Source organism: gamma proteobacterium symbiont of Scutellera amethystina (assembly GCF_059730845.1).
This window is the reverse complement of the sequence record NZ_AP035936.1, coordinates 291,728-316,821: the sequence shown is the minus strand read 5'-3', so window position 1 is coordinate 316,821 and position 25,094 is coordinate 291,728. Positions and strand designations below refer to the sequence as shown.

The 25,094-nt window shown below is 58.0% G+C and carries 19 protein-coding genes and 1 pseudogene; 7 read left to right on the top strand and 13 right to left on the bottom strand.

What is annotated here, in order from left to right; genetic code table 11:
• Positions 1-3 precede the first annotated feature (3 nt).
• Entirely contained in the window at positions 4-1,683 is a 1,680-nt protein-coding gene (gene alsS, locus AC6I79_RS21505; RefSeq protein ID WP_159377729.1) for an acetolactate synthase AlsS, read from the top strand.
• 79 nt (positions 1,684-1,762) lie between these two features.
• Here the strand turns inward: alsS and AC6I79_RS21500 are convergent, their stop codons facing one another.
• The 7 genes from AC6I79_RS21500 to AC6I79_RS21470 form a co-directional block, all read right to left on the bottom strand.
• Complete coding sequence (locus tag AC6I79_RS21500) at positions 1,763-3,412, bottom strand: methyl-accepting chemotaxis protein (protein WP_288421740.1); 1,650 nt, start codon at positions 3,410-3,412, stop codon at positions 1,763-1,765.
• Positions 3,413-3,570: 158 nt separating this feature from the next.
• Positions 3,571-4,581, bottom strand: a complete 1,011-nt coding sequence (locus AC6I79_RS21495) for a GlxA family transcriptional regulator (RefSeq protein WP_058776331.1) — start codon at positions 4,579-4,581, stop codon at positions 3,571-3,573.
• A 271-nt stretch (positions 4,582-4,852) separates the two neighbouring features.
• The gene (locus AC6I79_RS21490; RefSeq protein ID WP_058776330.1) at positions 4,853-5,971 is read right to left on the bottom strand and encodes an NAD(P)/FAD-dependent oxidoreductase; all 1,119 of its coding nucleotides are present in this window, start codon (positions 5,969-5,971) and stop codon (positions 4,853-4,855) included.
• Positions 5,972-6,004: 33 nt separating this feature from the next.
• Entirely contained in the window at positions 6,005-7,078 is a 1,074-nt protein-coding gene (locus tag AC6I79_RS21485) for a Gfo/Idh/MocA family protein (RefSeq protein WP_159377792.1), read from the bottom strand.
• On the bottom strand, positions 7,078-7,824 hold the full coding sequence (locus AC6I79_RS21480; RefSeq protein WP_021509433.1) for an amino acid ABC transporter ATP-binding protein: 747 nt from the start codon (positions 7,822-7,824) through the stop codon (positions 7,078-7,080). The genes AC6I79_RS21485 and AC6I79_RS21480 overlap by 1 nt, the downstream gene beginning before the upstream one ends.
• A gap of 1 nt (position 7,825) precedes the next feature.
• Positions 7,826-8,632 (bottom strand): amino acid ABC transporter permease, encoded by an 807-nt coding sequence (locus tag AC6I79_RS21475; protein WP_021509434.1) that lies wholly within the window; start codon positions 8,630-8,632, stop codon positions 7,826-7,828.
• Between the two features lie 73 nt (positions 8,633-8,705).
• Positions 8,706-9,527 carry an ABC transporter substrate-binding protein gene (locus tag AC6I79_RS21470; RefSeq protein ID WP_058781468.1) on the bottom strand — a complete coding sequence of 274 codons (822 nt, stop codon included), beginning with the start codon at positions 9,525-9,527 and terminating at the stop codon, positions 8,706-8,708.
• 195 nt (positions 9,528-9,722) lie between these two features.
• Between AC6I79_RS21470 and AC6I79_RS21465 the strand changes: the two genes are divergently transcribed.
• Positions 9,723-10,799: a LacI family DNA-binding transcriptional regulator gene (locus AC6I79_RS21465; RefSeq protein WP_159377730.1), complete on the top strand. Its 1,077-nt coding sequence runs from the start codon at positions 9,723-9,725 to the stop codon at positions 10,797-10,799.
• Between the two features lie 931 nt (positions 10,800-11,730).
• Positions 11,731-12,195: pseudogene (locus AC6I79_RS21460) on the top strand (SMI1/KNR4 family protein).
• Positions 12,196-12,726: 531 nt separating this feature from the next.
• Here AC6I79_RS21460 and AC6I79_RS21455 read toward each other — a convergent pair.
• Complete coding sequence (locus AC6I79_RS21455) at positions 12,727-13,419, bottom strand: hypothetical protein (protein ID WP_283342295.1); 693 nt, start codon at positions 13,417-13,419, stop codon at positions 12,727-12,729.
• Between the two features lie 387 nt (positions 13,420-13,806).
• Between AC6I79_RS21455 and AC6I79_RS21450 the strand changes: the two genes are divergently transcribed.
• Entirely contained in the window at positions 13,807-14,511 is a 705-nt protein-coding gene (locus AC6I79_RS21450) for an MgtC/SapB family protein (protein ID WP_215800981.1), read from the top strand.
• 24 nt (positions 14,512-14,535) lie between these two features.
• On the opposite strand, the gene AC6I79_RS21445 is transcribed toward AC6I79_RS21450, so the two are convergent.
• From AC6I79_RS21445 to cscK, 5 genes are all read right to left on the bottom strand, one after another.
• Positions 14,536-15,546, bottom strand: a complete 1,011-nt coding sequence (locus AC6I79_RS21445) for a substrate-binding domain-containing protein (protein ID WP_132463811.1) — start codon at positions 15,544-15,546, stop codon at positions 14,536-14,538.
• 29 nt (positions 15,547-15,575) lie between these two features.
• A complete protein-coding gene (locus AC6I79_RS21440) occupies positions 15,576-16,985 on the bottom strand; it encodes a sucrose-6-phosphate hydrolase (RefSeq protein WP_498027884.1) in 1,410 nt (469 codons plus the stop codon).
• Positions 16,985-18,355, bottom strand: coding sequence for a sucrose-specific PTS transporter subunit IIBC (locus tag AC6I79_RS21435; protein WP_021509443.1), 1,371 nt, complete (start codon positions 18,353-18,355; stop codon positions 16,985-16,987). The genes AC6I79_RS21440 and AC6I79_RS21435 overlap by 1 nt, the downstream gene beginning before the upstream one ends.
• 64 nt (positions 18,356-18,419) lie before the next feature.
• On the bottom strand, positions 18,420-19,976 hold the full coding sequence (locus AC6I79_RS21430; RefSeq protein ID WP_413230756.1) for a carbohydrate porin: 1,557 nt from the start codon (positions 19,974-19,976) through the stop codon (positions 18,420-18,422).
• Between the two features lie 130 nt (positions 19,977-20,106).
• Positions 20,107-21,033, bottom strand: a complete 927-nt coding sequence (gene cscK / locus AC6I79_RS21425; protein ID WP_498027883.1) for a fructokinase — start codon at positions 21,031-21,033, stop codon at positions 20,107-20,109.
• 236 nt (positions 21,034-21,269) lie between these two features.
• On the opposite strand from cscK, the gene paoA reads away from it, so the two are divergent.
• The 3 genes from paoA to paoC are packed head-to-tail and all read left to right on the top strand — an operon-like array spanning position 21,270 to position 25,029.
• Positions 21,270-21,890, top strand: coding sequence for an aldehyde dehydrogenase iron-sulfur subunit PaoA (gene paoA, locus AC6I79_RS21420; RefSeq protein WP_498027882.1), 621 nt, complete (start codon positions 21,270-21,272; stop codon positions 21,888-21,890).
• Positions 21,887-22,843: an FAD binding domain-containing protein gene (locus AC6I79_RS21415; RefSeq protein ID WP_136546518.1), complete on the top strand. Its 957-nt coding sequence runs from the start codon at positions 21,887-21,889 to the stop codon at positions 22,841-22,843. Before paoA ends, AC6I79_RS21415 begins: the two co-directional genes overlap by 4 nt.
• Positions 22,840-25,029 carry an aldehyde oxidoreductase molybdenum-binding subunit PaoC gene (gene paoC, locus AC6I79_RS21410; RefSeq protein WP_498027881.1) on the top strand — a complete coding sequence of 730 codons (2,190 nt, stop codon included), beginning with the start codon at positions 22,840-22,842 and terminating at the stop codon, positions 25,027-25,029. The genes AC6I79_RS21415 and paoC overlap by 4 nt, the downstream gene beginning before the upstream one ends.
• Positions 25,030-25,094: the final 65 nt, after the last annotated feature.

Below are 25,094 nucleotides of genomic sequence, written 5' to 3'. Positions count from 1 at the left end.
ATCATGAAACAGCTTAAAACCCAGACGCTGTGGAACAGTGGCGCAGACCTGGTTGTCGCTCAGCTGGAAGCGCAGGGCGTAAACCATATTTTTGGCATTCCCGGTGCCAAAATCGACAAGGTGTTTGATTCGCTGGTAGATTCTTCCATTCAGCTGATTCCGGTGCGTCATGAGGCTAACGCGGCGTTTATGGCCGCGGCAATGGGCCGCCTGACCGGCCACGCCGGCGTAGCGCTGGTGACTTCCGGGCCCGGCTGCTCAAACCTGGTGACCGGCATGGCCACCGCCACCAGCGAAGGCGATCCGGTGGTAGCGATCGGCGGGGCGGTTAAGCGCTCCGACAGTGCCAAACAGGTGCATCAAAGCATGGACACGGTGGCGATGTTTCGCCCGGTGACCAAATTTGCCGTAGAAGTCACTGATGCTTCGGCGCTCGCGGAGTGCGTATCGAACGCGTTTCGCCATGCCGAAAACGGGCGCGGCGGCGCATCGTTCCTCAGTCTGCCGCAGGACATTGTTGACCAGCCGGTGTCAGGCAGCCTGTTACAGCGTTCAGGACACATCACGCTGGGCGCTGCGCCCGACGCGCTGGTGAATGCCGTAAGCCGCGAGATTGCGCGGGCGAAAAATCCGGTGATTCTGCTGGGCCTGATGGCCAGCCAGCCGGAGAACAGTGCGGCGATTCATGAACTGCTGAGCAAAAGCCGTATTCCGGTGACCAGCACCTATCAGGCGGCGGGCGCGGTGCGGCAGGAGCACTTCTCACGCTTTGCCGGGCGGGTTGGCCTGTTTAACAATCAGGCCGGTGACCGCCTGCTCCAGCAGGCGGATTTGATTATCACCATTGGTTACAGCCCGGTCGAGTATGAACCGGCCATGTGGAACAGAAGCAACGCCTTGCTGGTGCACATCGACGTGCTGCCCGCCGAGACCGATAACCACTATCAACCCGACGCTGAACTGGTGGGCGATATCGCCGGGACAGTGCGCAAAATCGCCGCGCAAATCGCGTCACCGCTGCAGCTCAGCGACGCTGCCGCCACCATTCTGCAGGATCGTCAGCAACAGCGTCAGCTGCTGGCGATGCAGGGTGCCAGCCTCGATCAGTTCGCCCTGCATCCGCTGCGTATCGTCCGGGCGATGCAGGATATCATTAACAGTGACGTCAGCCTGACGGTCGACATGGGCAGTTTTCATATCTGGATTGCCCGTTATCTCTACAGCTTCCGGGCACGGCAAATCATGATTTCCAACGGGCAGCAAACCATGGGCGTGGCGCTGCCGTGGGCGATTGGCGCCTGGCTGGTCGATCCGTCCCGTAAAGTGGTTTCGGTGTCGGGCGACGGCGGCTTTCTGCAATCCAGCATGGAGCTGGAAACCGCCGTCAGGTTAAAGGCCAATATTCTGCACATCATCTGGGTCGACAATGGCTATAACATGGTGGCGATTCAGGAAGAGAAGAAATACCAGCGCGTGTCCGGTGTGAACTTTGGGCCGGTGGATTTCAAAGCTTACGCGCAGGCGTTTGGTGCCGCTGGATTTTCGGTGAACAGCGCCGCTGAACTGGAACCCACGTTGCGGCGGGCGATAGAGGTGGAAGGACCGGCCGTGGTGGCTATCCCGGTAGATTACAGCGATAACCCGCTGCTGATGGGGCAGCTGCACCTCAGCCAGCTGCTTTGATCGGCTGTCACCTGAGCCAGTCCGGACCGGCCGTCAACGTCACGGCGGTCCGGAATAATGCGCTATTTAGCAGATGGGGTTAAAAGCTCTGCCAGTCCGCGTCAATGCCGTGCCCGGCGGCCACGGGTACAGCAGCCGGACGTTTCAGCGCGGAGACCGTTTTCGGGCGCTCAGCAGGTCGCGCGGACCCGGCCAGTGAAAACTGATTCACCAGGCCGGACAGGGTTTGCGCCTGATCCTGCAATGACGCGGATGCGGCAGAAGCCTCCTCTACCAGCGCCGCATTCTGCTGCGTGACATCATCCATCTGATTAATCGCCAGGTGCACCTGCGAGATGCCGGTGTTTTGCTCTTCGGCTGCGGCAGCGATTTCGCTTACCAGGTCATTCACCTGACGGAACGCGGTTTTCAGTCCTGCCATGTTCGCTTCCACCGCTTCAGCCTGTACCGCACCCGATTCCACCAGGCTGTAGGAGGTATCAATCAGCTGTTTGATCTCCCTGGCCGCCTGGGTTGAACGCTGCGAGAGGTTGCGCACTTCACCCGCGACCACCGCAAAGCCCTTTCCGTGTTCGCCGGCGCGCGCCGCTTCGACGGCAGCATTCAGTGCCAGGATATTGGTCTGGAAGGCAATGCCTTCGATCAGCGTGACAATTTCGGTGATTTTTTTCGAACTGGAGCGGATCTCCGCCATGGTGTTGAGCATATTGCCCAGCGACACCGCGCTGGCGTCTGAAAGTTCTGTCGCGTTACCGGCCAGACGATTAGCCTGCCGGGTATTGTCGGCCGTCTGACGCACGGTTTCGCTCAGTTCCGCCATACTGGCCGCCGTCTGTTCCAGCGAGGCGGCCTGCTGTTCCGTCCGCGAGGAGAGATCTTCGTTGCCAGCGGCGATTTGTGCCGACGCCGAACTGACGGCGTGAGAAGCGGTACTGACCTGCGCCAGCGCGCTGCCAACCCGGTCAAGCAGCTGGTTAAAGGCGCGGGCCATATTGCCGACTTCGTCTTTTTTGCTGTCATCGGCGGTGACGCTCAGATCAAGGCTGCTGCCAACGTGATCCATCACCTGACCAATCGCTTTCAGGCTCTGACGAATGCGCACCAGAGTTAACGCGGTGAGCGTACCCAGTAACAGCAGTGTCACCGCGACCCCGGCACTCAATCCCCAGAATGTGCGGTGATAAATCTCCTGGTTGACCACGCGCAAGCCGTCACCCAGCGACAAATTAAGCGACATCTGCTGGCGATAATCATTTTTTAACTGGCTGATGGCGCCGCCAATACCACTTTCGGCTTCCAGCATGCCGAGCGTGACGTCATCCTGATGAGCGTGTGAAGCAGCCAGAAAGGCCGGCAACCGCGATTCAACCACGCGCAGCGTCGCCAGGCCTTTAATGGTCATCTGCTTATCTTCGTCGCTGGAGATATCATTGGCTAAATAATATTCAGCCAGCGTTTTAATGTCGGCCAGGCGCTGAGCGATCTCTTTCTCGACCGGCGGCATACGCGCATTGTCAGTCTGGCTTTGATGCTTATACAGCGACAGAGAGAGTTTATTGCTGCGATCGATCAGCTCGGATAAATCGCGAATAGAGGGAATCGCATTGACCTGAACATATTCAAAGCGCTCCTGAAAACCGCCTAACAGTCGCACAGAAATAATGCCCGTCACCACCAGTGAAGCTGAGAGTAAAATGAAAGCCAGGGTAAGTCTTTGAGTAATATTCATCATATTGTTACCTGGTAAAAAGTTAAAAGGAATAAAGCGACAACCCACCGTACATCGGCAGGACCTCACAAAAGGTTATTTCAAAAATTATGAATAAATTAACTTTTCAGGATCATTAATTTTGAAGTAATTAAATAACTTTCAAAATGCGTGGCGTATTATTTTGCGCTAATTACCTGCGCCTTACGGTGTGCAATCCACTCACGATACTGGGCCGGCGTCATCGCCATCACCTGATGGAAGGCTTTACGAAAGGCGGTATCTTCGCTGTAACCGCACTGCAAGGCGGTCTGACGCACGCTGACGTCGGTGCTGGCCAGAATGGTACAGGCCAGTTCAATGCGGATGCGGGTAATAAACTCTTTTGGCGTTTCCTGCGACAGGGCTTTCATTCTGCGCTGCAGGGTACGCCCGGTAACGTTCAGCGCGGCTGCCAGTTGCGCGGCATTGATGGCGGGATTTTCCAGGCGGATGATCTCCTGCGCCCGCACCAGAAACGGCGTGCTGCTTTTCCCCGTACCCGGCGAGCCGGGAAGGTGGGTGTGCAGCACAGGGTTATCGGCCAGCGACATCTCCCGGGTGAGATCCGCCACCGCCTTGCCGGCGCTTTTTTCAATGATATACAGGGCCAGCGATATCCACGAAAAACAGCCACCGCTGGTAATGACGCGATCGTCTTCCTCCAGCGTTTTGCCTTTCGCCAGTCGCGCCTGCGGATAGCGCGCCTGCAGCATATGGCTGACCCACCAGGTGGTGGTACAGGAACGGTCATTCAGCAAACCCGCCTCGCCAAGGATCACGCCACCGGTGCCCGCAGCAGCCACCCAGGCACCCTGCTGATAGAGTTTGTTAAACCAGCCGGCAGCCTGACGGATACTGTCGAGGTTGATCGGTTGCAGGTCGGGCCCCAGCAACATGCCGGGCGCAATCACCACATCAACCGCACCGGCCCCCTGAAATGAGCTGTCGATGTGAATCAGGCGGCCTTCCGTATCCCACACCGGGTCACCGTTGGCGCTGACAATCAGCGTTTCAAAAGCTTTATCGGGAAAGCGTGCGGCGTGCACGGGGGAAGATGCAATCGCTTTGTTGGTTATCCAGAAAAGGTCGGTCATTCCGGCAACGGCGGACAGTACGCTGCCTTCCAGGGCGAGTATGGCGATACGCATAAGGGGTTTCCTGTGTTCAGATTGTCGTGATTTGCGTGAAAAATGTGACATTTTCCGCCGCTGAAGCTTTGTGGCCTCAATAGCGGACTCTTAGTTTATCTGGCCCTGGCGGTTGTCATCGGAAAAGAAACCGGCAATACGCGGATATCAGACCAGCAGGGAAGCGGAAAGGGCGCGTGGATGAAGCGATGGGATCGGGCAAATGAGAGGTGTGTGACAGACAATAGGGCGTGTAGCCAGCGCCACCATCATCGTGGCGCTGGTGCTGACGTTAGCTGAATCTTTCCGGGCGGAAGGTCGCCAGCATCGGGTGTTTAACGCCGGTGAGTATCTCCTGCGTCAGTATCTCACCGAGGATCAATGCCAGCGTGGCGCCGGAATGGGTGAAGACAACAAAACAGCCGGGAACCTGCTGCAGCTCACCGACCACCGGTTCGCCATCGCCAGGAATCGGTTTGAGACCGATTTTCCAGCTGCTGGCTTTCAGCGGCGCGCCGTCAGCGATCAGGTTACCTGCTTCCGCCATCAGCTGGTTAATGACTGCGGTATCAATGCTGTACTGCCCGTCGGCCTGCGCGACGATGTGCTCTTCATACCAGTCATGATCGACGGCGATGGTGTTGCCGGGATTAGGCCGGACCGCCGCGCGCGGCGTATTCATTACCACCTGCAGCCGGTGATCGCCGGGCTGGCTGGTCACCAGCATAGAGACCGGAGAACCGTTGGGGATGTGCACGCCGAGCGGGGCAACCACTTCCGGCGTCCACGGGCCACACGCTACCAGTACGCGATCGGCCAGCAGCTCACCGCGTTTTTCGCTGCGAATGCCGCTGGCCCGGCCGTCTTTGGTGATCACGCTGGCTTTACCGGCGTGCTCAACGATCTCTCCGCCCAGCGCGCGCAATGCCTGAACCAGATGCTCAACCAGATGCGGCAGGCTGACCCAGCCTTCACCGGGGTTGGCAATCGCCACCTGACTCAGACTGGCCGGATTCACCTGCGCATCGACATCACCGACCGTGGCGCGATTGATCAGCTTTGAGTCGTAGCCCTGCGCTTTTTCATAGTGATGACGCGCTTTGGTGCCCGCTTCATCGTCTGCGGCCCAGTAAATCGCGCCGTCGAAGCGCAGCCAGTCGAGCTGCGGATGACGGGCAAACAGCGTGCGATAGCGGTCAATGCCCGCCATGCGCAGCGCATGGTAAGGCTGCGAACGCTCGCCCGCGGAGTTGAGCCAGGAGAGGGATCGGCCGGTGGCGCCGGAGCAGAGTGCCGCTTCCGTCACCAGCGTGACCTGCGCGCCCGCCTGCGCCAGCTGCCAGGCGGTTGAGACGCCGAGGATGCCGCCACCCAGCACGATAACGGTTTTTGCCACGGTTTTGTCAGACATCATTCATTCCTTCTGTTAAAAAATGTTCGCCCTTCAGGCAATACGTACGCGATGCTGCTGATGGAGCTGCTCAATAAGCTGTAAAACGCCGAGCGCTTCACGCGCATCAACCGGCGGCGGCCCACCATGTAACAGCGCGTGGGCTAACAGCTGATAGAAAGCGGGGTAGTGACCACGTTCAATCGGCACCGTTGTGGTTGCCCCGACCGTGCCGGCCCGGGCAACGTTTTCTGCCGGCGTGACGCCGTACTGGCTATCGCCGGGCGACATGCCAGCCGCCAGCTGCGGCTCCTGATTGTCCAGCCCCCAGTGGGTGAAAGCGCCTTTGCTGCCCAGCAGGTGAAAGCGCGGCGCATTCAGTGCCGCCTGGCCATTCATCCACAACCGCGAGCGCACGCCGTTGTGGTGCAGCAATGAGACAAAACAGTCCTCGTCGCTGTCCGATTGCGGGCCGGAATGGCGCGCCAGCTCTGCCGTGGCATGGGCGACCGGGCCAAAGAGCTGGATGGCCTGATCAATCAGATGGCTGCCGATATCCAGCAGCAAACCACCGCCCTGCGCCAGCGTGACGCTGTCACGCCAGTTGCCGAATCCCTGCGGTCGCCACCACTCGAAACGCGACTCAAAACTCCTTACGGTGCCGAAGGCTTCCTGGTGCACCAGGCGCTGCAACGTCAGAAAGTCGCCGTCCCAGCGTCGGTTGTGAAACACGGTGAGCAAGGTATTGGCCTGCTGCGCGGCGGCGATCATCATTTCTGCCGCCTGCACGTCTGGTGCGAACGGTTTATCCACCACCAGATGGATCGCGCGCTGGCTGGCCTGTATAGCCTGCTCCGCGTGTTGCGCCGGTGGCGTGGCCAGCACGATGAGATCGATGCCGATCTCGCCGCCATCAATGGACTTGAGCAGCGCGGGCCAGTCCGGCAGCACGCGCGCCTGGGGGTAACGTTGCTGCGCGGTCGCTACGCGTTGGGCATCGCCAGTGACGATAACGTCGAGACGATAGTCGTCGTTATGTGCAAGCAGCGGTGCATGAAACACGCTGCCGGCGACGCCAAATCCCACCAGCGCCGTGCGGACTGGGCCGCTAACCTGAAGATGCGTCATCACAGTACCTCCGACAGAAAACGCTGCAGGCGCGCGGATTGCGGACGGTCAAAGATTTGTTCCGGCGTGCCGGCTTCCACGATTTCGCCTTCATCCATAAACACCACCTGATCGGCCACGCGCCGGGCGAAGCCCATCTCATGGGTCACGACTACCATGGTCATGCCGCGCTGGCACAAATCGGCCATTAGCGTCAGAACGCCTTTCACCAGCTCAGGATCGAGTGCCGAGGTGGCTTCATCGAACAGCATCACTTCCGGCTCCATCGCCAGCGCGCGCGCTATTGCCACGCGCTGCTGCTGGCCACCGGAGAGATCGCGCGGACGGTGATCGGCTCGCTGAGCAAGGCCCACTTCGGCCAGCCGCTGACGGGCAATCTCCAGCGCTTCGGCTTTCGGGCGGCCTTTCACTTTCCACGGTGCCAGCGCCACGTTTTCCAGCGCGCTGTGATCGGGAAACAGATTGAAATGCTGAAACACCATGCCAATTCTCAGCCGCAGCGCATCGGGCTTGTCCTTCAGGACAGAACGCCCGGCCAGTAAGACATCGCCGTTCTTCGGCTCATGCAGGCGATTGATGCCGCGCAGTAAGGTGGATTTTCCCGATCCCGAGGGACCGATGATGCAGGTGGTGGTGCCCGGTTCGATGCTCAGCGACACATTGCGCAGCACCTCAATCGGGCCGTACGCCAGCGTCAGATTGCGCAGCTCGAGGCTGGCGCCGTGAAATGCAGATGGCATGGCCATATTAATGTCCTCGCTCGCTGGTAAGTGAGACCGCCGGAACCACGTTGCGCTTTTGCTGCACTTCATCGAGCTCCTTCAGGCCGCTTTGTGGCGCGGTGGCGCGGCGACGTCCGGTACGGTAGCGGACGTCGATGTAGTTCACGGCGTGGGTGAGCGGCACGGTGATCACCAGATAGAACAGCCCGGCCAGCATCAGGGGTGACAGGTTGCCGCTTAGCACGGCGGCATCCTGGCCGACGCGGAACAGCTCACGCTGACCGGTCATCAGGCCCAGCAGATAAACCAGCGACGAGTCTTTGATGATGGCGATGAACTGATTGACTATCGCAGGCAACACGCGGCGGATGCCCTGCGGAATGATCACCAGGCGCATCGCCCGGCCATAGCTCATTCCCAGCGCCCGGCAGGCTTCCATCTGCCCCTGTTCCACGCTCTGGATACCGGAGCGGAAAATCTCGCCCATGTAAGCGCTGGCAATCAGGCTCAGGGCAAAAATGCCGAGCGGATACGGCGTCGGACCAAATAGCTGATAGCTGAAACGCGCCAGGCCCTGACCAATCAACAGAATGGTGAGGATGGAAGGCAAGCCGCGAAACAGATCGGTATACAGCCGCGCGGGCACGCGCAGCCAGCGCGAGGGCGAGATGCCCATCAGCGCCAGTATCAGGCCGAATAACGTGCCCAGCACGGTGGCCGCCACGGAGATAATGATGGTGTTCACCAGTCCGGTTGCCAGCAGCTGTGGCAGGACGTCCATCATCGATGGAATATCAAAAAACGTACGGGAAAGAATAGTGATCAGATCCATAGCCGATTCTCGGTTGCGGGTGACGGACATGCGCCGTCACCGGATGCAGTCTCACGCATAACGATGCGCAGGGTTATTGGCCGCCGGGCAGATACTGTTGCGGCATTGGCGAACCCGGGAACCACTTCTGGTACAGCTGTTTCCAGGTCCCATCCTGCATCGCCGCTTTGATGGCTTTATCCAGCGCTGCTTTGAACTCGGGCTTGCCTTTGGCGATGGCGACACCCGCAGGCGCGTCAAATGAAGGGATGTTCGCCGCCGTGACCAGCTTAAAGCGGGTGGCATAATCTTTGGCGGCTTCGTAGTCGAGGAACATAGCATCCAGCGTGCCGTTATTCAGCGCGGACACCGCTGCGTTGTTATCGGGGAAACGCACCAGATCGGTCTGTTTGAAGTGCTGCAGCGCATAGTTCTCCTGCAGCGTGCCCTGAATCACTCCGAGCCGTTTATGCGCCAGGGTTTCTACGTTTTTCACCCCGGAATCACTGCGGGTCAGCACTGTCAGATAGCCCGCAAGATAGCCGGTGGAGAAATCGACGGTTTTTTCGCGCAGCGGCGTGATGCCAATGGCGGCGACGCCGGCATCATACTGGCCATTTGCCACCGCCGGCAGAATGGCGGAGAAGTCCTGACCGATAAAATCCACCTGATCGATGCCCATGCGATGCGCCACATTTTTGAAGAATTCGACGTCAAAGCCGGTGAAGTTGCCGTTTTTATCGGTGAAGGTGTAGGGCTTCGCGTCGCCGAGGCTGGCAACGCGGAGGTGACCGGGTTCGATCAAACCCCAGGGATTACTGTCGCTGGCGGCGTGGGCGCTCCAGCTGGCGGAAACCAGCATTGCCGTGCCGAACAGGGCGGCGGTCAGTTGATTGAAACGTTTGTGCGATGTCATAAGGCTCTTCCGTCTGTGCAGGTGAAACTTCAGAGTTCGCCAAGCCGGTTTATTGTTATTGAGACCGGTCTCAACGCGGGGCAAAATGAAACCGGCTCTGGTTGTGAGACCGGTCTCATTCGGATATACTGATATTAAGCACACGCTATCAGCAGCGTCAATTATGTTGTTATCAACTTGTGATTCGAAATAATTATGACCAATGAAAATGCTCGTTCACGCGGTCCGACCGTTGCCGACGTCGCCCGCGCCGCCAATGTTTCCAAAGCCCAGGCGGCACGCGCGCTGGGCGGGTATGGTTCCGTCAGTGAAGATGTGCAGACGCGGGTGAATCAGGCTGCTGAAGCGCTGGGATACCGACCGAACGAGCTGGCGCGCAGCATGAACACTGGCCGCTCCAATACTATCGGGGTGATTGTCGGCGACATTGAAAACCCGCACTTTGGCCTCGCGCTGCGCGGTATGGCGGATGTTGCGCGCCAGGCGGGCTTTCACCTGCTGCTGAGTAACAGCGATGAAACGCTGGACGAGGAACGGGAAGCCGTGCGCGTGATGCTGGATAAGCGCGTCGATGGCATCATCGTCGCGCCGTGCAGCTCATTGTTTGAGGATAACGAGCATCTGCGCCAGGTGCTGGCAGAAGGGCGTTCATTAATGATGTTCGACCGGGCAGTGCAGGGGATGGAAGTGGAGACCATCCAGGCGAACTTTGTCGCGGTGGCCAAACAGGCGACGGAGCTATTACTGGCGGCCGGGCATCAGCGTATTGCTTATCTCTCCAGCATGCGCAGCGCTGCACCGTATTCGCCGGCAATCACGCTGGGCCCCACGCCGGTGGCGCAGCGCGTTAGCGGAATGATTGATGCCTACCGGGCCGCAGGTAAGGAACTGGATCCAGCGCTGATTCGGCTTAATGCGCTCAGCGAAGCCATCATTGAGCAGATCCTGACTGAACTGCTGGCGCTCGCCGAACCACCCAGCGCGCTGATTGCCTCCGATAACCTGATTGCGATGGGCATCCTGCGCGGTCTGGCCAAACGCGGCCTGCGCGTACCTGAAGATATCTCTTTTGTGATGTACGACGATTTTCCCTGGACCGAACTGATGTCACCGCCGCTGACCGTGGTCGCCCAGCCGGTGTATGAAATGGGGCGCGAAGCCGCGCGCCGGTTGATTTGCCACATCCGCCAGCAATCCGCCGGCGCCTTACCCGCGTTTGACAGCTGGATGGTGGTGCGCGGCTCAGTGGGGGCAAACCCGTCGGCCCGGTGATACAATGTGCGGCGGCGGGTTTGTGCAATTTCTCCCTGCTTTTTTGGTCGCCATGAATGGCGCCCCTACGGAAAACCGCGCGGTTTTGTTTCTTCATACGCCTTAGAAAAACAGTAAATTGTGCGATATCTCGTAGGGTGCGCATTCATGCGCACCGGTGACACATTAAGTTGTGCGATGCCTCGCAGGACGCGCATTCATGCACACCGGAGAAACATCAAATTGTGCGATATCTCGTAGGGTGCGCATTCATGCGCACCTGGATAATTAATAATCAGCGGCACCGGTAAGAAACGCGGTAGAACGCAGTAATTGATGCAATGATTTCTTGCTCCATCAGGTGTGAGACATAACAAAGAATGTTGGAATGATTAGTCTCTCATTGGTGTGGGATCATCTCCTGGGATTAGTCGCATCAAACTCCATAGTATTCATTTTAAAGGGAGTTCTTAACAGGAGTTTTATGATCATGAATCTAAATGATATTTACTACACTAGCTTATCTATAACAGTAATTTCCATGCTAACATTCATTGTTTGTTTCTTCCTTTTTGCGCATTCCAGATTAAGCAGGAAAACACCAGCAAAAGCCACATTTCTTTTTTTTGACTTCATGCTTTTTAAGCCTGGCCGGTTATCTAATATCTCAGCCATATCGATTGCAGGCACCTTGATATTTGGTAACCTCTTTGACTTCGACAAAAATCAGAACACCTCAGCTTTATACATAAATTCAATTGGCTTTATTTCTACATTTCTTTTCTTTGTTCATTGCAGATCATTTTCCAAAGAAACCTATAATGGAAAGGATGTTAAATGTCTGAACGAAATGTTTACTAATATCAATCTATCTTCAAGGAATTTGTTTTTATGGTTATCGAGATTGAGTTATGTGATAATGATCATTGCTGCGGGATATGGTGAATGAATTATGAGCGATTTTGCGTTATCAGATGTTGCGGAGCTTATTGCTAATAATAGTGATTTAGTAGATTTTGGAAGTGCTGAAAATGCCGTTGATAGTGAGTGGGTTGAAAGAGCTGAAAAAACTCTTGGCCTTCCCTTTACGCTATCCTATAAAGCTTTTTTAAAGGAGTATGTTGGCGGCGAAATTGGTGGCGAGGAAATATATAGTATCTATGGCATAGATTTTAAGGATGTCTGTGGTGGAGATATTGTTTATCAGAATTTAACTGATGTGAAAAATGGCTAGGCAAAAGAAAAACAACTCGTTGTAAGTGAAATTGATTTTGGTGAAATATTCTATTTTGACTACACGCAACTTAAAGATGAAGAGTGCCCAATATTTCAGAAGTTACCCTCAGGGAATTGACTGCATTATGCGAATAACTTCTATGAGTTTTTGTGTAAGCGAATCGAAGCTCACCTGAATTAGCTTCTATAATTTTTACTTTCAGGCCCATAGCTTGCGGGATTTTCTGTCCTAATCTCCTTCGGCAACAGACAATATATGTTTTTTGGATAACCATCATTTGAGGAGTTTCTCGACATCAGCACAGCAAACAGGTGCTAAACGGGCAGTCAGCTGTAGGGTGCGCATTGATGCGCACCAGGATAACGCCGCGGTGTCGCGGGATTCGTTGTCATGCTGGATGAGCTAAAGAGATGTTTAAAGCACCGAGGGCGAAGCTAACCGTGCACTCAGTTGTAGGGTGCGCATTGATGCGCACCAGGTTAACGCCGTGGAGACCGGTGGGATAAGTTTTCATATAGTGTCGCCGTGGTGGAATGCGTTGTGGGCCTGTTAAGAGGCGTAAAGGGCGAAACTGAAGGATTGCGATACCTGACGGGATACCATATTTAACATAATCATGATTATGCGCACTTTGGCGCGAAAGGCAAATCAGTAGCATCTATAAACAGCTCCATTAGTTTAAGGCTGCCAGTTATGGCGCACTCACCATATTTAAACCCTCGCCGGCAATAACGGATAACACTTTGTCCAGTTGTAGTTAGTCTTCGTCAACATCAATTCTCCCGCCACCGCACCGAAATTGATGTCCTGACGTTCATAAAAGAATTGACGCAAAACTGCGGGTAAAAACTCAGCGCTGTAGCGCAGTAACGTGCTGTGCCAGAATGGTGCCGGCAACGGGCTGTTGCCATGCCGCATCAGCAATTCATTTTCCCAGTCTGAATCCAGAACCTTGTCGCAGAATGACTGGCGCATGGCAATCGCAGGCGTATCAGGTATGCCCGCAAGCAATAACTGACTGGGCAACGCCACTAAGCGCAGATCCCGGATAACGATTTTTTTCGCAGCAAATTCCTGCCAGATTGTGGTCAATTGTGCCGCTTTCGCTGGTAAAGGCTCGTTGACGTTATACAGCGGTAAAGTCAGAGGCAAAAAAGTAAAATGAAGGCCTTGCGCTGGCAGCGTATCAGCAAGCGGATCTGCCAGCGTGAGTCGTTGCAATTCATCAATCAGACGTAACACCGGTAAGGAAACTGACGGCTTTATCCCTGCGGCAAGCGCCAGTTTTACCGGATCGTAGTAATTCTCTTCACGGATGTTTCCGATGCCTGCATTTTTCGCCCACAGCGCAATGGTGTTTTCGTTCGCAGAACGGTACCGGGTTTGCAGACTGATTGGTTGCATGTCAGACCTTAGGGTATTTGGATGAGCGCAGATAATTAATTATGAAACGGTTTTTAGCAGATACCCCAGCCTGATTGTAATGAAAACGCGTGATTATCTCATGCCTGTTCAACACCGCTTAAACGATGCGCGATTTGTCTTCGCTCTGACGCATCAAAGCGTCTACAATGCCGGCGAAATTTTTACTGATGAGGATACACAATTGGACACCTGTCCCACACGATTACAATCGGTGCCGATGCTGAGATAGCCTCATCGCTGTCTTAGCCCTGCGTTAAGACGGTGGATTTTCCTCCCCCTTTTTCCTGCGTTCTGTCTGGCCCCGCTGTAATCCATTCTTATAACTCTGAATATCCATTGCCCGGCGGTGATGGAGTGAGGTCTGACATGGACTGGAAAATCTTTTTATTGCGCGTCACGGTCGCGCTGATTCTGGGCGCGCTGATTGGCAGCGAGCGCCAGCTGCGCCAGCGCCTGACCGGGCTGCGCACCAATGCGCTGGTCAGCACCGGTGCCTGTTTGTTTGTGCTGATGACGCAAAGCGTACCGGGAATTGCCGCAGATGCCTCGCGCGTCGCGGCCTATGTGGTTTCCGGCATTGGCTTCCTCGGCGGTGGCGTCATCATGCGCGATGGCCTGAATGTGCGCGGCCTTAACACCGCGGCCACGCTGTGGTGTACCGCGGCGATTGGCGTGTTATGCAGCATGGGCTTGTTGCTGGAGGCAGGCATCGGTTGTGTGGTTATTCTGTGCGCCAACATCCTGCTGCGCGAGATGGCACAGGGTATCAATCGGCAGAGCATCATTACTGCGGAAGACGCCAGCCAGTATTACAAAGTGCAGATCATCTGTCTGGCGGCCGATGAGGTGCAGGTGCGCAGCCTGATGCTGCACAGCCTTGGCGGCAGCGGTCTGCGGCTGCAATCCCTGCACAGTGAGGATCTGGAACCCTCACACCGCATGGCGGTAAATGCGGAAGTGCTGGGTAAACCCAGCCTGACCGATCAGCTGGAAAATCTGGTCAGCCGCATCAGCCTGGAAAAAGGCGTCAGCTCGGTCAGATGGCAGGTGTGTGAGCCGGAGACCGATTGAGTCGTTAAACGCGATGCGGCTGCGCTACTTGCCAAAGCGCAGCCGCAGCGTTGCCGGCAGCACGGTATGCTGGCTGATGGGGTCATCGCCGTTAATCATGGTAGTGAGCAGCGTAAAACACTCCTGCGCCAGGCGCGGCACATCCTGCTCGACGGTATCGATCGGCAGTGTCAGTGAGTCATACAGATAGTGATCGTCAAAGCTGGCCACGCGGATGTCGCTGTGCAGCAGATGATGCTGGCTCATGTAGCGCAACACCCCTTCCAGCAGACCGCAGGCGGCGGTGAAAATCGCTTTGGGCGGACGCCCCAGCCGGGCGCACAGCGCGGCAAACATTTCATAACCGCTGCTCGGGTGATAGTTGCCGTGAATGATCCACTCCGGCCGTGGCGTCACACCTGCTCGTTCGAGACCCTGCATGAAACCGGCCAGACGATCTTTGGTGGGTGACAAACGCGGCTGACCGCCGAGGAAATAAATTTCATCCGGATTGGCGCGCGCCAGCCGTTCCACCAGCTCGGCAGTCGGCGTGACCGAATCGGTCATCACCAGCGGCAGTTGCGTATCATTAACGTAGCGGTCAAACAGCACGATCGGCAGTTGATCGCTCAGTTTGACGTAGTCACTGTCGCTTAACATGCTGGACGCCACAATCAGCCCATCCACCTGACGCGCCACCAGATTATCCACCACCACCCGCTCCTGCCCGGCGTTCTCGTCAGTGCAGGAGATCAGCAGCTGTAAGCCCGCCTCGCGACACAGATTTTCCAGCGCGTGCGAGAACACGGCAAAACCATGGTTGGTGATCTCCGGCACCACTAAACCCAGCGTATGGCTGCGATTATCGCGCAGCGAGCGCGCGTGAATACTGGCCTGGTAGTGATGCTCGCGCGCCAGCGTTAATACCCGTTCACGCGTCTCTTTCGCCACACGCAACTCTTTGCCACGGCCATTCAGCACCAGGCTGGCGGTGGCTTTGGACACCCCCGCCAGCGCGGCGATATCCGCTATGGTAACGCGTTTGGTTTTTCTCACGTCAGTGCATCGGTTAAGGAAACAATGACTTATTCTACCATGCGCGGCCGCAACGACCAGTAGCGCGCCGTCACTTCTGCGTGTCCGGTCAGGGTTAATTGCGCCGGATGCGCCGGGAAGTAGCGGCTGCTCATCACCCCTTCCCCTTCATTAATGAAAATCTCGACGCTGGAGTGATCGCACAGTAACTGGAGCTGACTCACCGCGCCGCGCCAGTAACGGAACTGCCACTCGCCGCTTGCCAGACTGCGCCGCGCGAGCCGCAGCCCGTCGGCGCGCCACTCCAGCCGTAGCTGGTCGGCGAAATCCAGGGTGATGTCGCCCTGCCCGCTCAGCAGTAATTCCAGCCGCTGCGCATCAATGACCGGCGCATCGGCGGCTGGCCCCTGATAGTGCTGTTCAGCGCTGCGCAGCGCCTGCAGTTCAGTAACCGGACGCTGGAACAGCCGGCCATCACGCGTGCCCAGTTCGCGCACGCAGGTCATCTGATGGATCCAGCCATTGGCCACCGTGGGCTGCAGCATCTCCTCGCCATCCGGCACGCCCATCCAGCCCACCAGCAGCCGGCGTCCGTTGGCGGTTAGCGTGGTTTGCGGCGCGTAAAATTCGAAACCGGCGTCAAGCTCATGTAATTCGCCATGGCTAAAGCGGGCGTTAGCATAATCAAGATCGCCGGAGAGCCACGCGCTGGGATGCGTATTGAGAAAACGATGCTGTTCCTGCGCAAGCCCCTGCGGACAGCAAATCAGGAACGTGGTATCGCCGAGGGTAAACATGTCCGGACATTCCCACATATAACTGGCTGCCGCCAGCCCGTTCAGGCCGCTACCGGCAATCTCGCCCAGATTGCGCCACTCACGCAGGTCCGCCGAGCGCAGCAGCAATACTTTGCCCTGCTTTTGCAAATCCTGCGCGCCCAGCACCATGAACCAGTGTTCGCCATGCCGCCACACTTTCGGGTCGCGCACGTGTCCGGTATAGCCGTCGGGCAGCGCGATCACCGGCCCGAGTTTGTCAAAGCCGCCCTGCGCATTCTGCACCGCCAGACACTGCCAGGCGGTGCGCGCGCCATCGGCAAACTTTACGTTGCCGGTATAGATCAACGTCAGCGCGCCATTGTCATCAACGGCGCTGCCCGAATAGCAGCCGCTGCGGTCATACTCTTCATTCGGCATTAGCGCTATGGGTTCATGCTGCCAGTGCAGCAAGTCGGCGGAACTCCAGTGGCCCCAGCATTTATGCTGATGCTGGCAGCCCAGCGCATTCCACTGATAGAACAGATGGTAACGCCCGGCGAAGTGGATAAAGCCGTTCGGATCGTTAAGCAATCCGGTGACGGGCGCCAGATGCCAGCCCGGATAATGCGGGTCGCTCAGCGCGCGCGGCTGACCGCGCATCACCGCCTGTAAAATATCGGGTAACAATGTAGAAGCCGCCATTATTCCGCGTCCGTTTTGTATTTGAGCAGATAAGAGATCATAAATGCGCTGCTGAAGGCAATCACCATGCCAATGGCATAGTTAAGCAACGAACTGGCCTGCACAATCGCCATGCCCGGCAGACCGGTGAGACCGACAGCCGTCATATACACATGCACCGACACTACCCAGGCACCGCCCAGCGCGCCGCCGATCAGGCCGGCGATAAAGGGTTTCATAAAGCGCAGGTTGATACCGAAAATCGCCGCCTCGGTAATACCCAGCAGCGCTGAAAAGCCGGACGGCAGCGAAATCGCTTTGATTTTCACATCTTTGGTTTTGAACCATACCGCCAGACAGGCACCGCCCTGCGCCACGTTAGCCATCGCCCAAATCGGCAGCAGGAAGTTGACGCCAATCGCCGGATTGCCCAGCAGCCCGGCTTCAATCGCATGGAAGCTGTGGTGCACGCCGGTGATAACGATAACTGAGTAAAGCCCGCCAAACACCAGTCCGGCCAGCCAGCCGGCATGGGCAATCAGCGTGCTGAGGACGAATGAAATACCGTCGCCCAGCATCCGCCCTGCCGGACCAATCACCAGCAGCGCAACGAAGCCGGCGATAATCACCGTCAGGAACGGCGTCAGGATCAGATCCAGCGCGTCCGGAATCACCCGGCGCAGCTGCTTCTCCAGCACACTCATAAACCACACCGCCAGCAGCACCGGAAACACCGTGCCCTGGTAGCCGATCATCGCCACTTCGATACCGAAAAAGTTCATGGTATGGAAGCCGGCCGCCACGCCCCAGGCGTTAGTGAGCGCCGGATGGGTCAGAATGCCGCCGAGTGTGGCACCGAGGAACGGGTTACCGCCAAACTCACGTGCCGCGGTAAAGCCAATCAGGATCGGCAGGATGATAAAGGCCGCCGAGCTGCACATATCCAGCATGATATACAGCGCGTTATCGGGATTAACCCAGCCGTAGGTTTTAACCATGCCGAGCAGTCCCATCAGCAGGCCAGAGGCCACAATCGCCGGGATGATCGGTACAAAAATGTTCGACAGCAGACGCGCAATGCGCTGGAACGGATTGAGCTTGCGCGCAGCGATATCCGCCGCTTCCGACTTGCTGGTTTCACTGATGCCAGCTTCGCGGATAAACGCGGCATACACTTTATTCACCACGCCAGTGCCAAAAATCACCTGCAGCTGTCCGGCATTGCGAAAACAGCCTTTCACGCCCTCCAGTTTGCCAATCGCGGCGGTGTCGGCTTTGGCGTCATCCACCAGCACCAGGCGCAAACGTGTGGCACAGTGCGCCGCACTGGCGATATTTTCCCGGCCTCCCAGCAGCGGCAGCAGCGACCGGGAAAGAGTAACAAAATCCATAGTAACCTCTGTTTTTGGTTGTTATGCCATCATGCGCTAAGCGGCCCGCACGCGGGCCGTTTCATCAGAACCAGGTTTCCATTTGCACGCCAAAGTTCCACTCGCCGCCGGACTTAAAGCCGGTGCTGCCAAAGGCGTCATCGCTGGCGTAGTTATCCAGACGATGATCCCAGTCCATCCAGCTGGCGAACAGGCGGATTTCCGGACGCTTGAGGAATTCGCCCACGTCGCTGGCTTTGAGCGTGGGGGCGACGGTGAGCTTGTAGAAGTTGCCGCTGACGGCCTGGCGATTGTTATAGCCTTCAGGCCGCAGATCCATGTACTGATATGAGCCTTCATACTGCATCTCAAAGTTCTGGGTAAATTCCTGAATCAGGCGCAGGTTCATGGTGGCCCACTCATAGCTGTCGCCTTTGACGTAGCGGTCTTTGCTGCTCTGCGCCAGCAGCGCCGGCGCGATGTGCCAGCCAGCGCCCAGCGGCGTCATCCCGTAGCTGGCGAGCCGCCAGGTATTCGCCTGCGGCAACAGCGCGCCATCGGAACCAATACTCTTCACTTCTGCACCGAGGCCATGACCGTACAGTAGCGCGGTTTTCGCTGAACCTTCACCCAGGCCGTAGAAGCTGTCGTTGTGCAATCCGACCAGGGCGTGCACACCGTCACTGGCGGCATCACTTTTCACGCGGTTGCCGTCAATATCGGTGCGCTGATCGTTATCTTTCGCACGCATGCCGCTCACCATCAGCTGCAGTGGCCCGACAAAGTTATTCAGCGACAGAATGTAGTTTTGCGCGGTGTTGTCGTTATTTTCGATGTCCCCGAAGGTGCGGCCATAAATCGACAGGTTGCTGCGGGCGTCATCGCCCCACTTCATGTCGTAAATACCGGCCCCGGTTCCGGCGAGGAACACCACATCGGAATCGATCCAGTGGATGTCGAAGTTATCGCGGTCGAAACGCTTACCGGCCCACACCGTGGAGTCTTTGAACGCGCCGGTGAAGGTCGGTAGCTGCCCCAGTTCGACAAACGCCTGACGCAGGTTGAGATCGCTGCTGGCGGCAGTCCAGTCGTTGTAGGTGCGCTGTCCGTCGGCCAGCATCGCCTTGAAGCGCGTGGTGGCACCGTTGGCCAGCGTTTGTTTATGTTCGAGGTTAAGTTCAACGTAGGTATCCGGCTCATTGCCGAGCCGCCCGACGTGACCGCCGGTCTCACCGGCTGGCGTGACGGTGGGCCCGCCCTGAGTTTTCGCAGCGGAACTGTTCATCAACAGGCCAGAGCGTGCGTAGCCATGAAACTCAAAGCCCTCTGACTCGCTGCTGGCGGCGGGCGCAACAGGCTGAGCGGCGCGCGGTTCGGTCTGTGCGACGGCAACTGGCGTCGGGTTCTGCTGCTGCACCGCAGCCAGCTTTTGCACCTGCTGTTCCGCCGCCTGCGCGCGCTGCTCCGCCACGCTGGCACGCTGTTCAGCCGCGGCCAGCCGTTTTTCCATCGCCGCCAGACGCGCTTCAATACTGCTCATGTCGTCTGCCGCCCAGGCTGGGCCTGAGCCTAATACGGTACTAAGGGTTATAGCGATTATGCTTTTTTTCACTGTTTTGCATCCCTGAGGCAAGGCTATCATCAGATGTATTTTTTTGCTAAACCGGTTTAGGCACCGCATCATAGCGGTGCCATTTTTTAAAGCGCAATGGATTTTGCTAAACCGATTTAGTGGATGTGAGATACATCGCAAAACAGGGAAAACGGCGGGGTCAGATACTGTGCTGCTGTAGCTGTTGATGGTTGGGTAACGCGGTCATCGCGCCTTTGGCGGTGGTGGCCAGCGCCCCGCACGCCTGCGCCGTGCGCAGGCAGGCCGCCAGCTGCGCTTCCTCCGCCGGCAGACCCTGCTGCGCCAGTTCCCACAGCAGACCGGCCACGAAGGCATCGCCTGCACCGGTGGTATCCACGCTGACCACCGGTCGCGCGGGATAGTGAATTTGCCGACCGTTAAAGTACGCACGCACGCCGGCGCTGCCCTGCGTAACCAGCAGTAATTTCAGAGCAAACCGCTGCGCCAGTTGCGCAATGCCGTTATCAATGTCGGTGCAGTCGGTGATGAAACTCAGCTCTTCCACGGAGAGCTTCACCACATCCGCCCGTTGCAGTGCCGCGCTGAGGCACTGCTGCAGCGCCGCCGGATCGGACCACAAATCGAGACGGATATTGGGATCGAAGCTGACAAAACCGCCCGCCTCACGCACGCGCTGCATGGCGGTTAACGCCGCCGTGCGCGACGGCTCGGCGAGTAACGCAATCGAACAGCAGTGCAGCCATTCGCCACACTGAAACCGCGGCAAATCGTCTGGCGTGAGAAACAAGTCGGCGCTGGGGCGCACCATGAAAGTGAAGGTACGCTCACCGTACTCATCCAGGGCCACGACCACCGTGGAGGTGCGCTGCTGCACATCTTTGCGCATATGGGAAACATCCACCTTTTCCTGCGCCAGCGTGCGACACAAAAACTGGCCAAAAGGATCGTCACCCACCCGTCCGATAAATCCGCTGTTACCCGCCAGCCGGGCGATACCCACTGCCACATTGGCGGGCGCGCCGCCGGGACACTGCAACAAACGGCCTGCGTCATCAGGCAGCAAATCCACTACGGCATCACCCAGACACCAGATACGTTTCATCATGATTCGGTCTCACTTAATCGCTAAAACGGTTTAGCAAAGCATGCATATTAATCATGAATGCGGGCATTTGTCACCGTGAACAGTCCGACAGGCTTCAGACTTGTCCGTTGCTGGGATCGGTTTCGCCCTGCCGCATGGTCGTCTGCGTATTGACGTCTATGCTTAAAGTTTTCCAAAACCTTATAAAAATCGGTGTCATTGAGATTTCATTTCGCCACTTGTCCGGAGGCAAAGGCATGAGCAACCCACGCGATGAAAAGACGCAGCGGTATTCACCGCAGCAGGAAGAGACAGAGCGAGCCCGGCTGACGGCCGGTGCCGGTTCCGCCGCGCCGGTCCCCGTCACGGTGCCAGTCACGCTGCAGGTGAACGGCGAACCTCAGCAGCTTAACGTGGATACCCGTACCACGCTGCTGGACGCGCTGCGCGAGCAATTACACCTGACCGGCACCAAAAAAGGCTGCGATCACGGTCAGTGCGGTGCCTGTACCGTGCTGGTCAATGGCCGGCGCATCAACGCCTGCCTCACTCTCGCGGTGATGCAGCAGGATGCCGAAGTGACCACCATTGAAGGCGTCGGCACGCCGGATGATCTGCACCCGCTGCAGTCCGCCTTTATCCGCCACGACGGCTATCAGTGCGGCTACTGCACGCCGGGGCAAATCTGCTCCTCGCTGGCGGTACTGCAGGAAATTGCGGCGGGCATTCCCAGCCATGTCACGGGCGATCTGACCGCCGCGCCAGCGCTGAGCGATGAAGAAATTCGTGAGCGCATGAGCGGCAACCTCTGCCGCTGCGGCGCTTATGCCAACATCCTTGCCGCCATTGAAGAGTACGCCGGAGGCCAGAAAGCATGAGAGCCTTTACCTTTGAACGGGCAGCGACGCCCGCACAGGCTGCCAGCAGCGCGATGCAGCATCCGAGCGCACGCTTTATCGCCGGCGGTACCAATCTGCTTGATCTGATGAAGCTGGAAATTGAAACCCCGGCGCACCTGATTGATGTTAACGGACTGGCGCTGGACAGCATTGAGCCCACCGCCGGGGGCGGCTTACGTATTGGTGCGCTGGTGCGCAATACCGATCTGGCGGCAGACGCGCGCATCCGGCGCGACTATGCCGTGCTGACGCGCGCGCTGGTGGCGGGTGCTTCTGGCCAGCTGCGCAATCAGGCCACCACCGCCGGCAACCTGCTGCAGCGCACGCGCTGTCCCTATTTTTACGATGTTAATCAACCCTGTAACAAGCGTCAGCCGGGTACGGGCTGTGCCGCACGCGAAGGATTCAGCCGCCAGCATGCGGTAGTGGGTGTCAGCGAAGCCTGTATTGCCACCCATCCCAGCGATATGGCGGTGGCGATGCGACTGCTGGATGCGGTGATTGAAACCGTCAGCCCTGATGGCAGCCAGCGCGCCATTCCCATCGCTGAATTCTACTGCGCACCGGGCGACACGCCGCATATCGAAACCGTGCTGCAGCCGGGTGAGCTGATCGTTGCGGTTACCCTGCCTGCACCGCTGGGTGGCACGCACATTTACCGTAAGGTGCGCGATCGCGCTTCGTACGCCTTTGCGCTGGTCTCAGTAGCAGCGGTTATCCTGCCTGAGGGTGGCGGCCGGGTGGCCGTCGGCGGCGTGGCCCATCAGCCGTGGCGCAGCGCGGCGGCGGATGCTGAACTTCCTCACGGGGCGCAGGCGGTCTGCGATGTGCTGTTTGCTGATGCGCGTCCCACTGAAGCCAACCGATACAAACTGTTGCTGGCGCAGCGCACGCTCGCCTCAGCGATCGCGGAAGCGAGGAGCAACGCATGAAATTTGACACACCTGCAACCGCCAATCCTATCGACCAGCAGCGCGTCGTCGGCCAGCCGCTGGCACGCATCGACGGGCCGTTAAAAACCACCGGCTCGGCGCATTACGCCTATGAATGGCACGCTGAAGCACCGGATGCGGCCTACGGTTATGTGGTCGGCGCGCCAGTTGCCAAAGGCAATATTCTCTCGATTGACACCCACGCCGCAGCACAGGCACCGGGCGTGCTCGGCATCGTCACCGGAGCAACCGCCGGTAAGCTCAACAAGGCAGAGCGCAACACCGCGACGCTGCTGGCAAATAATAAAATCGAACACTACCACCAGGCCGTGGCGCTGGTGGTGGCGGAGACCTTTGAGCAGGCACGTGCAGCCGCGCAGCTGGTTAAGGTTAACTGCCAGGCTGAAACGGGAGCTTACGATCTTGAAGCGGCCCAGCCAGAGGTGACAACGTCACCCGAAGGTGAGCCGGATAAAACACTGGGCGACGTCGATGCTGCCCTGCACAGCGCAGCCTTTACGCTGGACGCCACCTACACCACGCCCGATCAAAGCCATATGGCAATGGAACCGCACGCTTCCATGGCGCTGTGGCAGGACGATCACCTGACGGTCTGGACCTCGAATCAGATGATTAACTGGTGCCATACCGACCTGGCGCACACGCTCGACATGCCGATGGAAAAGGTGCGCGTGCTGTCTCCTTACGTCGGCGGTGGCTTCGGCAGCAAACTGTTTTTACGAAGCGATGCGCTGCTGGCGGCTCTGGGGGCGCGCGCCGTGGGACGCGCGGTGAAAGTGATGGTGCCGCGCCCGATGATCCCCAACAACACCACGCACCGGCCAGCGACGCGGCAGCGCATCCGATTAGCTACCGATGCGCAAGGCCATCTCACCGCCATTGCCCATGAAAGCTGGTCCGGTAATCTGCCGGGCGGAACGCCGGAAACTGCGGTGCAGCAGACTGAATTACTCTACGCCGCCGCCAACCGGCTTACCGGGCTGCGCCTCGCCGAACTCGATCTGCCCGAGGGCAACGCGATGCGTGCGCCGGGTGAAGCGCCCGGTCTGATGGCGCTGGAGATCGCCATGGATGAAATGGCCGCCATCGCCGGTATCGACCCGGTTGAGTTTCGCATCATCAATGATACACAGGTCGATCCGCTGCATCCGGAGCGCTTCTTTTCACGCCGCCAGCTGGTGCAATGCCTGCGCACCGGCGCCAGCAAATTTGGCTGGGCGGAGCGCAGTGCGCAACCCGGGCAGCGGCGCGAGGGGCGCTGGCTGGTGGGCATGGGCGTGGCAGCCGGTTTCCGTAATAACCTGCTGGCGCCCTCCGCCGCGCGCGTGCAGCTGGATGCGCAAGGCACAATCACTGTCGAAACCGATATGACCGATATCGGCACCGGCAGCTACACCATCATTGCCCAGACGGCAGCCGAGATGATGGGCGTGCCGATTGAGCAGGTCAGCGTGCGGCTTGGCGATTCGGCGTTTCCTGTCTCGGCGGGTTCGGGTGGCCAGTGGGGAGCCAATACCTCCACGGCCGGGGTGTATGCGGCCTGCGTCCGGCTACGCGAGAAGGTTGCCGCACAGTTGGGTCTGGATGCGGAAAGCGCAGAGTTTGCCGATGGGCACATTCACGCCAGCGGGCAGCGCCTGCCACTCACTGCGGCGGGTCCGCTGATGGCGGAAGAGACCATGGAATTCGGCGATCTGGACAAAACCTTCCAGCAATCCACCTTTGCCGGTCATTTTGTCGAAGTGGCGGTCGATAGCGCCACCGGCGAAGTGCGCGTGCGGCGCATGCTGGCGGTATGTGCCGCGGGGCGCATTCTCAACCCCAAAACCGCGCGCAGTCAGGTGATCGGCGCGATGACCATGGGCCTCGGCGCCGCGCTGATGGAGGAGCTGGCGGTGGACACCCGGCTCGGCTACTTCGTCAATCACGACATGGCAGGCTATGAAGTGCCGGTACACGCCGATGTGCCTGAGCAGGAGGTGATTTTCCTCGATGACACCGACCCAGTCTCTTCGCCGATGAAAGCCAAAGGCGTCGGTGAACTGGGGCTGTGTGGCGTCGGTGCTGCGCTGGTTAATGCGGTCTACAATGCAACCGGCGTACGAGTGAGAGACTATCCGGTGACGCTGGATAAGTTACTCGCCGCGCTGCCCGACCAGCCATAATGCGGGTCCCCTCCGCCAGTGCATGCTGGCTGGCGGAGGGTGGAAACGCGTGAATGGCTAAGCCG